16 protein-coding genes are annotated in these 12,995 nt (G+C 70.2%); all 16 read left to right on the top strand.

The genetic code is table 11. The features are described 5' to 3' along the window. Nucleotides 1-132 precede the first annotated feature (132 nt). Nucleotides 133-627: an ATP-binding protein gene (locus TR50_RS22385; RefSeq protein ID WP_052441212.1), complete on the top strand. Its 495-nt coding sequence runs from the start codon at nucleotides 133-135 to the stop codon at nucleotides 625-627. 177 nt (nucleotides 628-804) lie between these two features. Further along, nucleotides 805-948: a hypothetical protein gene (locus TR50_RS47620; RefSeq protein ID WP_162837966.1), complete on the top strand. Its 144-nt coding sequence runs from the start codon at nucleotides 805-807 to the stop codon at nucleotides 946-948. A gap of 11 nt (nucleotides 949-959) precedes the next feature. Then, a complete protein-coding gene (locus TR50_RS22380; protein WP_042424551.1) occupies nucleotides 960-2,147 on the top strand; it encodes a cupin domain-containing protein in 1,188 nt (395 codons plus the stop codon). Between the two features lie 8 nt (nucleotides 2,148-2,155). Continuing rightward, nucleotides 2,156-3,040 carry an aldo/keto reductase gene (locus TR50_RS22375; RefSeq protein ID WP_042424548.1) on the top strand — a complete coding sequence of 295 codons (885 nt, stop codon included), beginning with the start codon at nucleotides 2,156-2,158 and terminating at the stop codon, nucleotides 3,038-3,040. Next, on the top strand, nucleotides 3,024-3,878 hold the full coding sequence (locus TR50_RS22370; protein ID WP_042424545.1) for a hypothetical protein: 855 nt from the start codon (nucleotides 3,024-3,026) through the stop codon (nucleotides 3,876-3,878). The genes TR50_RS22375 and TR50_RS22370 overlap by 17 nt, the downstream gene beginning before the upstream one ends. 379 nt (nucleotides 3,879-4,257) lie before the next feature. Next, the gene (locus TR50_RS22365; RefSeq protein ID WP_152648561.1) at nucleotides 4,258-4,452 is read left to right on the top strand and encodes a hypothetical protein; all 195 of its coding nucleotides are present in this window, start codon (nucleotides 4,258-4,260) and stop codon (nucleotides 4,450-4,452) included. 875 nt (nucleotides 4,453-5,327) lie between these two features. Beyond that, nucleotides 5,328-5,915 (top strand): hypothetical protein, encoded by a 588-nt coding sequence (locus TR50_RS45705; RefSeq protein WP_152648560.1) that lies wholly within the window; start codon nucleotides 5,328-5,330, stop codon nucleotides 5,913-5,915. A 641-nt stretch (nucleotides 5,916-6,556) separates the two neighbouring features. Then, on the top strand, nucleotides 6,557-6,853 hold the full coding sequence (locus tag TR50_RS45700; RefSeq protein WP_152648559.1) for a hypothetical protein: 297 nt from the start codon (nucleotides 6,557-6,559) through the stop codon (nucleotides 6,851-6,853). Between the two features lie 25 nt (nucleotides 6,854-6,878). Continuing rightward, nucleotides 6,879-7,547, top strand: coding sequence for an SAF domain-containing protein (locus TR50_RS22350; RefSeq protein ID WP_042424534.1), 669 nt, complete (start codon nucleotides 6,879-6,881; stop codon nucleotides 7,545-7,547). Beyond that, complete coding sequence (locus TR50_RS22345) at nucleotides 7,544-8,377, top strand: CpaE/TadZ family protein (RefSeq protein WP_042424526.1); 834 nt, start codon at nucleotides 7,544-7,546, stop codon at nucleotides 8,375-8,377. The genes TR50_RS22350 and TR50_RS22345 overlap by 4 nt, the downstream gene beginning before the upstream one ends. Next, nucleotides 8,370-9,911 carry a TadA family conjugal transfer-associated ATPase gene (locus tag TR50_RS22340; protein ID WP_052441211.1) on the top strand — a complete coding sequence of 514 codons (1,542 nt, stop codon included), beginning with the start codon at nucleotides 8,370-8,372 and terminating at the stop codon, nucleotides 9,909-9,911. Before TR50_RS22345 ends, TR50_RS22340 begins: the two co-directional genes overlap by 8 nt. An 11-nt stretch (nucleotides 9,912-9,922) precedes the next feature. Continuing rightward, on the top strand, nucleotides 9,923-10,849 hold the full coding sequence (locus TR50_RS22335; RefSeq protein ID WP_042424638.1) for a type II secretion system F family protein: 927 nt from the start codon (nucleotides 9,923-9,925) through the stop codon (nucleotides 10,847-10,849). Beyond that, on the top strand, nucleotides 10,846-11,745 hold the full coding sequence (locus tag TR50_RS22330) for a type II secretion system F family protein (RefSeq protein WP_052441209.1): 900 nt from the start codon (nucleotides 10,846-10,848) through the stop codon (nucleotides 11,743-11,745). The genes TR50_RS22335 and TR50_RS22330 overlap by 4 nt, the downstream gene beginning before the upstream one ends. Nucleotides 11,746-11,778: 33 nt before the next feature. Beyond that, a complete protein-coding gene (locus TR50_RS22325; protein ID WP_042424523.1) occupies nucleotides 11,779-11,985 on the top strand; it encodes a hypothetical protein in 207 nt (68 codons plus the stop codon). 47 nt (nucleotides 11,986-12,032) lie between these two features. Continuing rightward, the gene (locus TR50_RS22320; protein WP_084700737.1) at nucleotides 12,033-12,464 is read left to right on the top strand and encodes a TadE/TadG family type IV pilus assembly protein; all 432 of its coding nucleotides are present in this window, start codon (nucleotides 12,033-12,035) and stop codon (nucleotides 12,462-12,464) included. Next, nucleotides 12,461-12,946: a TadE/TadG family type IV pilus assembly protein gene (locus tag TR50_RS22315; RefSeq protein ID WP_042424521.1), complete on the top strand. Its 486-nt coding sequence runs from the start codon at nucleotides 12,461-12,463 to the stop codon at nucleotides 12,944-12,946. Before TR50_RS22320 ends, TR50_RS22315 begins: the two co-directional genes overlap by 4 nt. The last annotated feature ends 49 nt before the right edge of the window (nucleotides 12,947-12,995 follow it).

The following is a 12,995-nucleotide window of genomic DNA, read 5'->3' as shown; positions in this document are numbered from 1 at the left end:
ATGCGTCCTGTGCGCATCAATTCTGCCGTGGTTCGGCGCGCTTGAGAGCGGTTTGGTGGAGACACCCGGGAGCGCCCGGGGTGAGAGAAGGCCGGCGGAAGTCGGTGCACGCTCCTCCTCGAAAGGCCAGCCATGTCCGTTCTTGCCGCTGCGCCGAGCCAGCTCGGTCCGGGCTTCCGCGTGGAGCCCGCCGCACACGCGGTGTCCGCTGCACGCCGGGTCATCTCGGACCTGGTGATCGAGCGGGAGTTGCCGCTGACCGACGCCGCTCGCCGAGACGTGGCTTTGCTATCGGCGGAGGTCATCACCAATGCCGCCCGGCACACAGGCGCCGCCTGCGCGGTGCTGGTCCTGTGGACCGGTGAGCGCCTGCGCGTCGAGGTCACCGACACCGACCCCGAACTGCCCACCCCAAGGGGACTCGACCCCTCGGTGCCGCACGGGCGCGGCCTGCTCCTGGTGGCGGCCCTGGCTGCCGACTGGGGAGCCGAACCCGACCCCGCTGGCAAGCGGGTCTGGTTCGAGGTCGGCCCGGACTCCCGCCTCGACGGCGAGGAACGGCTCACCACCCTCGTGCGCGTGGCCGCGCCGATGGCAGCCGACTTCACACCGAAAGGCAGCACCTGACCCCCAGCTCCTGGCCCGGTCGCGACGCGGGCCAGGGAACGGAGCCCGGCCCTGGCCTGGGCTCCCGCACCACGCGGTGGCTCCCGGTTTCACGCTCCCCCGCGACGGGAGCCGCCGCACACAACCCGATGGACCAGGCATCCGGCCGGTCCGCACTTCTCACGCAGGAGGACTGCGATGCACGAGCACCTCACCAGCGCCACCGAGCAGGAGAACGACGGCCTGCTCATCGCCCGCACCCGGGTCGCCGCCGCCCGCTCGCGTGCTGCCATGCAGGAGTCCGACGGCGGCTCCACCGGCGTCAGCGACACCAACGACTGACGGCTGACGCGATGACCACCGAGCCCTTCTCGGTGGCCCAGCGCCTGGGCGGGGACGACTTCCTCGCCCAGGCGTTCGGCCGCAGCTACCTGGTCGCGCGCGGCGAAGCCGCGTCCGTCGCCGGGCTGATCAGCTGGGACGACCTGAACTCGATCCTGGCCCGGCACCGGCTCGACACCCCACGGTTCCGCCTGGCCGCCGACGGCGAACCCGTCCCCGACTACCGCTACACCCAGCCCGTCGTCACCCGCCGCAGCACCGTCTGGCGGCGCTTGCAGCCCGACGCCCTGCACCAGCAACTGGCCGCTGGAGCGACGCTGGTACTCGACGCCGTCGACGAGCTCCACCCTGGCCTGCACCACCTCGCCGCCCAGCTGGAGCGCTGGCTGCGCACCTCTTGCCAGATCAACCTCTATGCCTCCTGGACCGGCACAGAGGGCTTCGGCACCCACTGGGACGACCACGACGTGGTCGTCGTCCAGCTCGACGGCGCCAAGCGCTGGCGTCTGTACGGCCCCACCCGTACCGCCCCCATGCACCGCGACCTCGAGGCACCCGAGCCGCCGCCGACCGAACCCGTCGCGGACCTGGTCCTGGCCGCCGGAGACGTCCTCTACCTCCCACGTGGCTGGTGGCACGCGGTGGCCGCGTCCGAGGGCCAGCACTCCCTCCACGTCACCTGCGGCCTGCAGTCCCACAGCGGCGCCGATCTGATCACCTGGCTGTCCGAGACCCTGCGCGCCCACGAGGCAGTCCGGGCCGAGGTGCCCCGCCTGGCCGGTGACGCCGACCAGCGCGCCTTCGTCGACGAGCTACGCAAGCTGATCCTGGAGGAGCTGGACAGCCCCGACCTCGTCGCCCGCTTCGCAGCGGCCCGGGACGCGACCGAGTCCCCGCGGCTTGCGCCCTCGCTGCCCTTCGTCAACGGCATCCCGCCGCAGCCGGATCTGCCGGTGCGCCTGCTGCCCTCCCGTTCGGCCCTGTTCACGGACAGCGACGGGAACGTCCACCTGGTCGCCGGGGGACAGGACTGGACGTTCGCCGCCCCCGTGCTGCCGCTCCTGGAGCAGCTCGCCGACGGCGGTCAGCACCACCTCGCCCTCCTGGCCGACCGCGCGGGCCTCACCCTCACCCAGGCGGCCTCCGTGGTCACCGAGCTGGTCAACGGCAACGCCGCCGCCCTCGGAGGCAACAGGTGAGAACTCGCATGGGGCTGGGTACCTACCGCTGCCCCGACATCCGCCGGGCCGCCTCGATGGCGGCCCGGTGCGGTGCCGACTGGCTCGACACTGCCCCCAACTACGCTGCAGGCCAAGCCGAGACAGCCCTCGCCCCCGTCCTCGCCCGACACTCCCGCGTCCGGGTCTCCACCAAGGTCGGCTTCATCGCCGAATCCGACCGTCCCGCCGCCGTCGCGGCCGGCGTCCTGACCGAGGCAGAAGCTGCGGAAGGCCACAGTCTCAAGCCGGAGTACCTGCGCTGGCAGATCGCGCGCAGTCGCCGCCACCTGGGTCGGATGCCCGACCTCGTCTTCCTCCACAACCCCGAGCACCACTGCCCACCCGAGCACGTCGACGAGCTGCTGTACTCAGCGTTCACCGTATTGGAGGAAGCCTGCGGCGACGGCCAACTGCGCTCCTACGGCGTCGCCACCTGGAGCGGCTTCAGCGGCGGATTGTTCGACATCCCCACCCTCCTGGGCGCCGCCTTCCGTGCCGGAGGAGCCGACCACCGCCTACGCGCCGTCCAACTCCCGCTCTCCATCGTGCGCCTCGCCCCGATAGCCCAGGTGCTCGAAGGACGCGGCGTCCTCGCCGACGCCAGCGCCGCGGGCCTGGCCGTCTTCGCCGCCGCCCCGCTTCACGGCGGCCAGGTCCCCGAGCTGTTCACCCCGGAACTCATCGACCTGATCGCGCCGGGAAGCACCCCGGCCCAGGCAGCGCTCACGGTGGTCGGGTCCGCGCCGGGCGTTCGCCGGGTCCTCATCAGCACCGGCAGCCAGGAACACTGGCACCAGGCCGTAACCGCGCTCGACGGCCCTGTGTTGAGCAGGGACCAACTCCAGAGGATCACGGATGTACTCGGAACCTGACCCCGCAACCGCCCAGCGCATGCGCAAAGCCCACGCGAACGCCGCGCGCACCTTCAGAGCCCGAGTCCTCGGCGAGGGCGAATCATGGGGCTGGCGCGGGCGCACCCTCAGCAGGCGCGTCACCACCGAGGACGGCGAGCGCTGGCTCCGCCTCGTCTCGGCACCGGCCGACAAGGCCGGCGGCAAGCTCTGGGAGGGCCCCACCGAGGCGGAACTCGCAATGCCCGCGAGCGTCCCCCGCCCGCGACTACGAGCCTCTTCCGCCTGGACGGACGACAAGGACGCCTACCTGGCCGAGCTCTACGACGTCGTCGCGGACACGACGATCACCACGGACAGCCCCGTCCTGCGCTCTGCTCCGCGCCTCTCGGGGGAGTGGTGGGTCGGGCTGATGATCGCGCTCGGCGCGGTCCGTGACGTCCACACCGCCCGGGTCGCGCTGCGCCAGGAGTACCTGGAGCGGGCCATGCCGGAGTACCTGGGTTTCATGCCCGGTCAGGACGGAGTCGTCTGGGCCGCCGCTCACGGTGACCTGCACTGGGCCAATCTGACCGCTCCAGGGCTGCACATCCTCGACTGGGAGGGATGGGGCATGGCACCTGCGGGCTACGACGCCGCCATGCTCCACACCTACAGCCTCCTCGTCCCCGACGTTGCGGCGGACGTCCGGCACCACCTGTCCGACCAGCTCGACACGCCTTCGGGTCGCTTCGCCGAACTCGCGGTGATCACTCAGCTTCTGCAGACCAACAGGAGAGGTGACAACCTCGACCTCGCAGAGCCCCTCCGGGCCCGGCTGGCGATCCTGCGAGAGGCAGAGGACGTCGCGCTGGGGTAACCGTGTCCAGCCCGCTGTCCGGCCAGGCCGGACGTGCACGTACTCTCTCGGGCATGCGCCACCAGTACCACCCGGCTGAGCCCGTTGCCGAGGGCCTGTGCCCGTCCGTATGTATGAGTGACCTGGATGCGGTGCCTGCGGTGGGCTGGGGGTTGACCTTGGTCACCTCGCTCCTGGCGAGCGGCGCTTGGCCTCGCGTTTTTACGAGACGGCGGCTGTCGACCGCGCGCGTCTCCGGGCCGTGCAGGAGGTCGCGCGCTCCTCATGTGAGCAGTGGACGGGGAGTCGCCCCCATCCGATGGGGTCGTCGTGCGTGGGGACCGCGCTACGGTGCTCGAACACCGACCTGACACCCCGGATGCCTGAGAGGTGCGTGAGCATGGAGGAGCTGGAGGCCCTGCGTGCGGGGAAGGCGGTCACCGAAAGACGCCCCCGGGGCCGACCGGTGAGGACCGGTGAGGACCGGCACTTGTTCAGCTACCAGGAGAGCGGAGCCCGGGTGGACCTGAACATCGTCCCGCCCTCGGACTACCGGCTCGTCATGACGGTCGTCACGGGATCCGCAACGGCCTGACCCGCAGAACCGTATCTCGGACGCCCGGATCAAGGACCTGCTCCAGGATTCGGCCTAGCCCCGGACACTCCGCTGACCGCTGAGCACGGACCTGCACAGCGCGGCGCTTCTCGGTTAGCCACCTCACTCGCGCTCGCCTTCCTGCGCAAGCACCGCACCATGTTCGGAGAGGCGTCGAGTGAGAGTCGCGACCGCGACTTCGAGCGAGAGACCGCTCCGCCTGCTCACGAGGTAACCCCTGACGCGGCACTGCACGCGTTCACCCACGACGAGCGCCAGGGCGTTGAGCCCAGGCACGCGTTGGTCAAGGTCTGGATCAAGAAGCCGGAACAGACGGCGTTCACGGAATACCTCGCCGCTTCGCCGAGCAGACTGCAACGGCGTGCGAGAAGCCGACGCGAGGGCCGTGGCGGCACCAGGTCGGCCGACCCCCTCTCCTGCTCAGCGTCGTCCCCTCGACTTTGACGTGCACCGCCGATGCCGATCCCATCAGGGACCTCGCCGGTTCCGACCCGCCCATGAGGAACATGGTCAGCAACCCTGCCGATCGGCACGGCCGGGGTAACTCCGTCACGGATGCGGGCAGCGACGCAGGGATCTGGTGGTCTCCCTTGGGTGGAGGCGAGCCCGCCTGGCGGGAGGCGAGTCCCGGCCGGGAGAGCACACGGGAAGGATTATGTGCCAGGAGTATTTGTCACCTTCGCGGGTGATTTCAGTTGGCACGGGGAACGCGGCGGGCTCAGATCGACCTACTGAAAGTCCAGCTGAGGCGTGTTCACAGCAGCCGGGGTCTTGATGAACTCCGAACAATCCATTGCCCTGGGCCGTTACTATCCGTTCAAGATCTGTACACGAAGAGCAAGGGGGCTGCCGCCATGCGCACCGCTGAAAGAACCTTTGGGTCCACGCGATTCAGCCGGCGTCTCATGGCCGCAGCAATGGTGCCTGCCGCCAGCCTGCTCGTGGCCGGGTGCAGTAGCTCCCCAAAACAGTCGGCCTTGTCCCCCAGCGTGGCGCCTACCTCAGCTGCCGCCTCTCCGTCGCCGAACGCCAGCGATGCGGCGAAGGCACAACTCCTGACCGAATATCGGGGGTTCTGGAACCTCCAGGTGCAGGCATACACCCAGGGAAGTCTCGAAGGACTCCCGATCAGCGCCTTCGCGATCGGGAAGGCAGATGCGAACGTCCGGGCTTCCGTCCAGTACTACCGGTCGCAGGGTCTGGTCATGCGAGGAAGGCCCACGCTGAGCCCGATAGTGACCGCGCTCAACCTGGCGTCCAAGACCGCGACGATCACCGACTGCATTGACAGTGCCAACTACCGGCCCGTCAACAAGGCGACGGGGCAGCCCGCGCAGCTGGCGGACAAGGTGTTCCGCCACCCCTGGACCTTTCAGGCGACCTTCGACAACGTCCAGTGGCGCATCTACGACGACTCAGTCGACCGAACGGTGACATGCTGATCCGGGCAAGCCGCCTCCTAGCCGTCTTGTCCATCGGGACTACAGGGCTGCACACCACGCCTGCCGTCTGGGCTGACGGTGGCGGGGGCGGCAGCGTGACCTGCCCGGTCGGCGTGACCGATTGCAGCGTGTCGGCAATGAGCTCGCCTTCGTCGGACAGTGGAACATCCGGAGGCGGAGCTGGCGATGGAGGAGCAGGAGGCGGGCTTGCCGAGTGCCAGTTCTCCGGCCACACCTTCCCCTGCTACAACTCCACTTTCGGCTGGTTCGACTCTCAGAACGGCTGCTACTACCAGCTGATGAGTCCCCAGCCGGACGCAAGCAGCGCCCTGTGGCGAGGGCACAAGCCCGGTGACGGCGCGATCTACTCGGGGAACTGCCCGCTTGTCACCGGCAAGGACCTACCCGGTGGTGGAGCACGGTGGTTCCAGCATCCACCGCCCGGTTACGGAGGTGGGGTAGACGTTCAAGCCCTGGCACAGCAGGCGGTGTCGAAGATGGGCCTGCAGGGCCCGGCGGTCGGCATCGCTCCCCCACCCGGCTCGAACGGGGTCGTCGGCCTGCCCGTGTGGCTGTGGGACAACGTCTCCCCAACGACGTGGGGCCCGAACTCAGCCTCAGCCTCAACGGGTGCCGTGACCGTGACCGCGACCGGAAGCGCGACGCAGATCGTATGGAACCTGGGCGACGGCCAGTCGGTGACCTGCACAAATCCAGGTGAGGCCTATCAGGCGTCATTCGGCAACGCCCAGCCGCCGTGCGGCCACACCTACACCACCGTCTCCGTATCGCAGCCCGGGGGGCGATATGCGATCAACGCCACGGCCACGTGGGTGGTGAATTGGCAGGCCACGACCGGCCAGACAGGCCAGATCACGGTGACCCGGAGGTCGGCTTCGTCGGTGGTCATCGGTGAGCTGCGGGACTTGAACAACTAGACGCGCAAGGGAAACAGGAACGCTGATGGCAGTGATCAAGCCGCGGCAGCCGGTCGAGCAGGGACTCGGGCCGGTGCCGATCACGACGAGTGCGCCCCGCAGGGCCAGGCGGCCCATGCTCGCCGCCGCTGGAGCGGCGCTCGCAGTCGTCGGGGCACTCGGGGCGTACGCAATGGTGCACCAGGCAGGTGACCGGGTGCCGGTCCTCGCCCTGGCCCACATGGTGCCGAAGGGGCAGGTGCTCACCACAGGAGATCTGATGGTGGCGCAGGTCGCACCGGATCCGGCGCTAGCTCCGGTGCCGTCGCGGGATGCTTCGCAGGTGCTGGGCAAGACCGCGCTGACGGATCTCACCCAGGGGTCGCTGCTCACCCGCGGGTCGGTGGCTTCGGGCCCTGACGTGACCGCGGGCAAGACCGTGGTCGGGGTGCTGGCCAAGCCCGGTCAGCTGCCCGCTGGGATGCTGGAGCCGGGCAGTTCCGTGCAGGTGGTCCAGACTCCGGCGCAGGGCGACAGCAAGGTGCCGGCGGCGCCGATGACGGTCCTGGCGAGTGTGGTCTCCGTTGGACCTGCGGACGCAGGCGGGAACAGTGTGGTGGACCTGGCGGTGAACCCGGGTGACGCGCCGCAGCTCGCGGCGTGGGCGGCGGTCGGGCAGGTCGCGATCACTTTGCAGTCGGGACCTGTGGGATGACGGTTGTCGCCTTGGTCTCCGCGCGCTCCGGCGCGGTGACGGTCAGCTCCTTGGCGCTCGCTCTGGCCGCGCCGAAGAAGTCGGTCCTCGTGGAGCTCGACCCTGCGGGCGGTTCGGTGCGGGCCGGCTTCCTCCAGGGGTACGTGAACGCCAGCATCGGGTTGCACCGGCTCGCGACCGCGGTCCGTGCGGGGAACCTCGGGAGTCAGTTCGCTGAGCACCTGGTCTCCTTGGACAGCGGCGTCGGGAACCGGATGCTGCTGCCGGGGCTGACTGATCCGGCGCAGGCATCGGCGATGGCAGGGGTGTGGGAGCACCTGGTGCCGGCGTGGCCGGTGCTGGAGCGGAACGGCTTCGATGTGGTCGTCGATGCCGGGCGGGTGGCCATCGAGTCCGGGGAGCTGTCCAGTACGCGCTACCCGGCCGCGGTGCTGCGCCGCGCGGACGTCGTGCTGCTGGCGGTGCGTCAGTCGATGGTCGGTGCGGTGGCGGCGGACCCGGTGATAAGGGCACTGAAGCGCGACCTCGCCGAGCGCGGCACGGGCTTGGATGCGCTCGGCCTGCTCCTGGTGCAGGAGACTAAGCAGCCCGCCGCGAACGAGATCGCCCACCATCTCCAGGTGCCGGTGCTGGCCCAGTTCGGCTGGGACCCGGACACCGCCCGCGCGCTGGCCCACGGCCCGGACCGGCGCGGGCTGACCCTGAAGTCCCTGCTGTTGCGGCAGGCCCGCTCGGCATGGGAGCCGATCACAGCGCTCGGGGCCCGGCGGCGTGCGCAGCTCCACGTGGGCGGTTACGCCTCCGTCGACCTGGGGGGTACCGGTGGCTGACACGCAGCCGCGCACCGTCGTGAACGGCGCGAGCACCGCAACCTCGTTCCAGGTCCTGCGCTCTTCCTTCGAAGCGGCCCTCCAGACACCCGCTCCGGCCTCTCCCGCCGAGCCCGGCCCGTCGGCGCTGCCGGCGCAGCAGAGCGTGCATGGGGCGGCCGGTGTGCTCCCGGTGGGCTTCGACGTGCTGGCAGAACTGCGCGGCAAGGTCGCCGGGCTGCTGTCGGACCGGGTGCGCGACGAGGTCATGGGCGAACGGGACCGGCAGCAGTTGGGCTGGCGACTGGTGGTCGAGGTCGTCGCGGCCTGGGCGACCGACTACAGCGCGAAGAAGGCTCCGCTGGACTCCGAGCAGGAGAACCTGATCAAGCGGGCGGTCTTCGACGACCTCTTCCGCGCGGGCCGCCTGCAGCCGCTGTTGGACGACATGGGTGTGGAGGACATCCGTATCGACGGCTGCAAGCCGGTCGAAGTGGTCTACCAGGACCGGCCCACCGCCATGGTGGCCCCGATCGTCGGCTCTGAAGGCGACCTGGTGGACCTGGTCAACCAGTTGGCCCGCTCCCAGGGGCAGGGCGAGCGCTCGTTGTCGCCGGCCAGTCCGGTGCTGAACATGCGGCTGCTCGATGGTTCACGGCTCGCCGCGACCTACCTCGTCACCCCGCGGCCGCAGGTGGTGATCCGCAAGCACCGGCTCAAGGACACGCGCCTGGACCAGATGGTCGGCTGGGGCTCCCTCGACACCGTCCTCGCTCAGTTCTTGAAGGCGTTGGTGCTGGCCCGGAAGAACGTCTTCATCGTGGGTGGGCAGGGCGCGGGCAAGACCAGTCTCCTGCGCGCGATGGCCCGTGAGATCCAACCGGGTGAGCGGATCGGCACGTTGGAGTCGGAGTACGAGCTGTGGCTCCACCAGCTTCCAGGTCCCGGCCCGCAGGTGGTGCCGTTCGAGGCCCGCGAGGGCAACGGTGAGAAGGACGCCACTGGGCGGATGCTCGGTGAGCTCACTCTCGCTGACCTGTTTCCCCAACTTCAGCGCATGTCGCTGCGGCGGATCCTGGTCGGCGAGGTCCGCTCGGTCGAGGTCCTGCCGATGCTCCACGGCATGATCGAGGGCGACGGCGGATCGATGTGCACCGTCCATGCCCGCTGTGCCCGCGCCGCGATCGAGCGCGTGACCACCCTCGCGCTGCAGGCCGGGATCGGCATGAGCGTCGAGCTGGCCTACCGGCTGATCGCCGAAGCCTGCCAGTTCATCGTCTACCTGCGGCAGGTCGACGAGACGGGCATCGGCGGGCGCCGGCACCGCTTCGTGGCCGAGGTCCTGGAGATCACCGGCCTGGGCGAGGGCGGCCGCCCGTCCGTGCAGCGCATCTTCGCCCCCAAGGACCAAGGGGGACGCCGCGAACCGCGGGCGGTACCGCACCAGATGCCCGCCTGCATCGACGACCTGGTCCGAGTGGGCTTCCAACGCGAGTGGCTGCAAAGCCCGTTCGGCACCTGGACCCACGAGTTGAAGACGGTGACGAAGCTGTGAGTATCTCGCTGATGGAATCGATCGCCGCGCTGTGCGCGGCGGTGGCGGTGGCCGGCCTGGTCGTCGCGGTGGCCGCTTTCGCCGGCTGGGCGACGCCGGAGAATGCCCGGCGCCGCGGGCACGCGGAGCGCAGGCTGCGGGCGCTGGCCGGATTCGACGGGGGCCAAGCGCGTGCCGCCTGGTGGCGCACGCGCCGCACCAGGGTCCTTGCCGGGGGCGGGGTCGCCGTGGCGGTGTGGCTGGTCACCGGCTGGCCCATGGCCGGCCTGCTGTCCGGCTTGGTCGCGGGCAACGTGGTCTGGCTGCTCAACCCGGGGCGGGAGCACGCGATGCGGATCGCCCGCCTGGAGGGCCTGGAGGAGTGGGTGCGCCGGCTCGCGGACATCCACACCACTGGGCTGTCGCTGGAGCAGTCGATCCGCTCCAGCGCCCCCAAGGTCCCGGCCGCGATCGAACCCCAGGCCAAGCTTCTGGTCGGGCGCCTTGCCGCCGGCTGGCCTACCCGCGCCGCCTACCGCGCGTTCGGCGACGACCTGGACGACGTCACCGCCGACATGGTCGTCGCGATGATGCTGCTCCACGTCCAGGACCGAGGCGGCGGGCTGTCCCGCGCGTTCAAGGAGCTCGCCTCCTGCGTGCAGGAGGAGGTGCTGATGCGGCGGAAAGTCGAGGCCGACCGCGCCAAGCCGCGCGCCAACATGCGCTGGATCGTGCTGTTCTGCCTGGTCGTGTTCGCTCTGTCGATGTTCTCCGGCTCCTACGTCGGCCCCTACTCCAGCCCGCTCGGGGTGCTCGCGATGGTCGGGTTCGCCCTCGGCTTCGCCGCGATGGTCGCGTGGATGCGGTCGATGGCGAACATGCGCCCCACTCCCCGTTTCCTGTCCTCCGCGGACCGCACCAAGTCGCTGGCTGAGCGCACCACGGAGGTGCAGCCGTGATCCCCCTCGCCCCCGTTCTCCTCGCTGGTGCAGCCGTCGGAGGCGGCGTCACGATGCTCGTGGCCGGTCTCTCGCGCGGACGCGGCGACCTGGGGGACGTGATCGCCCGCATGGACGCGGGCCGCCTCGACCTCCTCGCCCCACAGCGCGCCGCTGAGCCGGCGGACTGGCGCGAGCGCCTGGGCTCCTGGGCGCTCTCAAGGCTCAGCGACAGCCTGGTGCGGCTGCCCCGCAAGGAGCTCGCGATCCTTCGCGAGTCCCCGGCACTCCAGCTCGGCAAGAAGCTCGGCGCCGCCCTCTACGGACTGCTGCTCCCCGCCGTCGGCACAGCGTTGGCTGTCGCGGGCGGAGCCCGGATCCCGTTCGCTATCCCCGGTGTCGCCTCGATCGTGTTCGCGGTCGCGCTGTGGTTCCTCGTCGACGTCAACGTGCACCAGCGCGCCGCCGGGGCCCGCACGGAATTCCGCATCGCGGTGGCCTCCTACCTCGACCTGGTCTCGCTGGAGCGCGCAGCCGACGCCGGCCCCAGCGAAGCCCTCAAGCGCGCCGCCCAGGTCGGAGACGGCTGGGTGTTCGAGAGGATCCGCGACGCCCTGCTGCACGCCGAGCTCGCGGGAATCGCGACCTGGGACGGACTGCGGCAGCTGTCGGAGGAGATCGACGTCCCCGAACTCGGCATGCCCGCCGACATCATCGCGATCGCCGGCGAAGAGGGCGCGTCCGTCTACTCCACGCTCCAGGCGCAGGCCCGCTCACTGCGCGGTGTGCTGCTCACCGACCAGCAGGCCCACGCCAACACGGCCTCGGAAAAGATGGTCGTCCCCGTCGCCGCGCTGGTGATCATCATGACCTGCTACATCGCCCTGCCGGCGATGATCCGGGTCGTCAACAGCTGACTTCTCCCTCATCAACCCTGCACGGAGGCTTCCATGTCCGACCCACTGATCACCCTGTTGACGACCACGCTGCGGGCCCGCGCCTCCCGCATTCGCACCCTGCACCGAGACGAGGACCGCGAGCGCGGAGCGCTGTCCATCGAGCTCGCCCTGCTGATCGCCGCGCTGGTCGTCATCGCCGGCATCGTCGTCGCCATCGTCACCACCAAAGCCACCCAGAAGGCCAACCAGATCGGCTGACCAGCCGGGAAGCGCCACCGGCACCAAGGGAGGAAGATCACAGGCCCATGACTCGTCGACCACCACGGCGAAGAAGACCTCCACAGCGCATCCGCCTACACGGCCGCGGCCTTGACGGCGCCGACCGGGGCGCACTGTCGCTGGAGTTGGCGATCCTCGCACCGGTCGTGATGCTGCTGTTGTTCACGATCGTCCAGGCGGGCTTCTACTTCTACACCCGCGACGTGGCCGTCACCGCGGCCCAACAGGGCGTCGAGACCGCCCGCGTCCACGGCGGAACCCTCGGCGAGGGCGAGGCGCAGACCTGGGACCTGCTGCACCGCACCGGCGGCAGCATCACCGGCCCTGCGGTCTCCGGCTCGCAGACGGGCGCGAACGTGACGATCACCGTCACCGGCAGCGTGACCACCTGGATCCCTGGCCTGACCTTCCATCTGTCCCAGACCGCCACCGCCGCGAAGGAGCAGCTCACCCGATGACCCGCTCCCCCAGGCCCGTGGCAGGCGAACATGGGGCACTGTCGTTGGAGATGGCGATCCTCGCCCCTGTGCTGCTGCTCGTGTTCGGGCTGATGGCTCTGGCCGGACGGGTCTACCTGGCCGGCTCAACGGTCGCCAACGCTGCCCGCGACGCCGCCCGCGCGGCCTCTCTGCAGAACTCCCCCGGTGGTGCCCGGCAGGCCGCCCTCCAGGTCGCAACCCAGTCCCTGACCTCCCAGGGGATCCACTGCGTGAACACGGACGTCACCGTCCCGACCGCCGGATTCACCGCCCCGTTGGGGCAGCCCGCCGCGGTCACCGTCACCGTCACCTGCCAGGTCCAGCTCGCGGGCCTCTTCCCGGGGGTGCCCGGAACCAAGACCCTTCGCGGCAGCTTCACCTGCTCGATCGACCAGTACCGGCAGCGCGCCACCGCCCCGATGCCGCTCACCAGGGAGACCTTGGGGGTGCGCGTTGCGTGAGCGCCACCTGCGCGCGCGACACGAGGACGGTGAGCGGGGAAGCCTGTCG

The organism is Streptacidiphilus anmyonensis (assembly GCF_000787855.1).
In the GTDB taxonomy this organism is placed as follows: Bacteria; Actinomycetota; Actinomycetes; order Streptomycetales; family Streptomycetaceae; genus Streptacidiphilus; species Streptacidiphilus anmyonensis.
This window is presented reverse-complemented; position numbering and strand designations above follow the sequence as displayed.

Excerpts from the sequence above, each read along its gene's own strand:
- TR50_RS22385 (WP_052441212.1), top strand. The coding sequence starts at position 133 with ATGTCCGTTCTTGCCGCTGCGCCGAGCCAGCTCGGTCCGGGCTTCCGC.
- TR50_RS47620 (WP_162837966.1), top strand. The coding sequence starts at position 805 with ATGCACGAGCACCTCACCAGCGCCACCGAGCAGGAGAACGACGGCCTG.
- TR50_RS22380 (WP_042424551.1), top strand. The coding sequence starts at position 960 with ATGACCACCGAGCCCTTCTCGGTGGCCCAGCGCCTGGGCGGGGACGAC.
- TR50_RS22375 (WP_042424548.1), top strand. The coding sequence starts at position 2,156 with ATGGGGCTGGGTACCTACCGCTGCCCCGACATCCGCCGGGCCGCCTCG.
- TR50_RS22370 (WP_042424545.1), top strand. The coding sequence starts at position 3,024 with ATGTACTCGGAACCTGACCCCGCAACCGCCCAGCGCATGCGCAAAGCC.
- TR50_RS22365 (WP_152648561.1), top strand. The coding sequence starts at position 4,258 with ATGGAGGAGCTGGAGGCCCTGCGTGCGGGGAAGGCGGTCACCGAAAGA.
- TR50_RS45705 (WP_152648560.1), top strand. The coding sequence starts at position 5,328 with ATGCGCACCGCTGAAAGAACCTTTGGGTCCACGCGATTCAGCCGGCGT.
- TR50_RS22350 (WP_042424534.1), top strand. The coding sequence starts at position 6,879 with ATGGCAGTGATCAAGCCGCGGCAGCCGGTCGAGCAGGGACTCGGGCCG.
- TR50_RS22345 (WP_042424526.1), top strand. The coding sequence starts at position 7,544 with ATGACGGTTGTCGCCTTGGTCTCCGCGCGCTCCGGCGCGGTGACGGTC.
- TR50_RS22335 (WP_042424638.1), top strand. The coding sequence starts at position 9,923 with ATGGAATCGATCGCCGCGCTGTGCGCGGCGGTGGCGGTGGCCGGCCTG.
- TR50_RS22325 (WP_042424523.1), top strand. The coding sequence starts at position 11,779 with ATGTCCGACCCACTGATCACCCTGTTGACGACCACGCTGCGGGCCCGC.
- TR50_RS22320 (WP_084700737.1), top strand. The coding sequence starts at position 12,033 with ATGACTCGTCGACCACCACGGCGAAGAAGACCTCCACAGCGCATCCGC.
- TR50_RS22315 (WP_042424521.1), top strand. The coding sequence starts at position 12,461 with ATGACCCGCTCCCCCAGGCCCGTGGCAGGCGAACATGGGGCACTGTCG.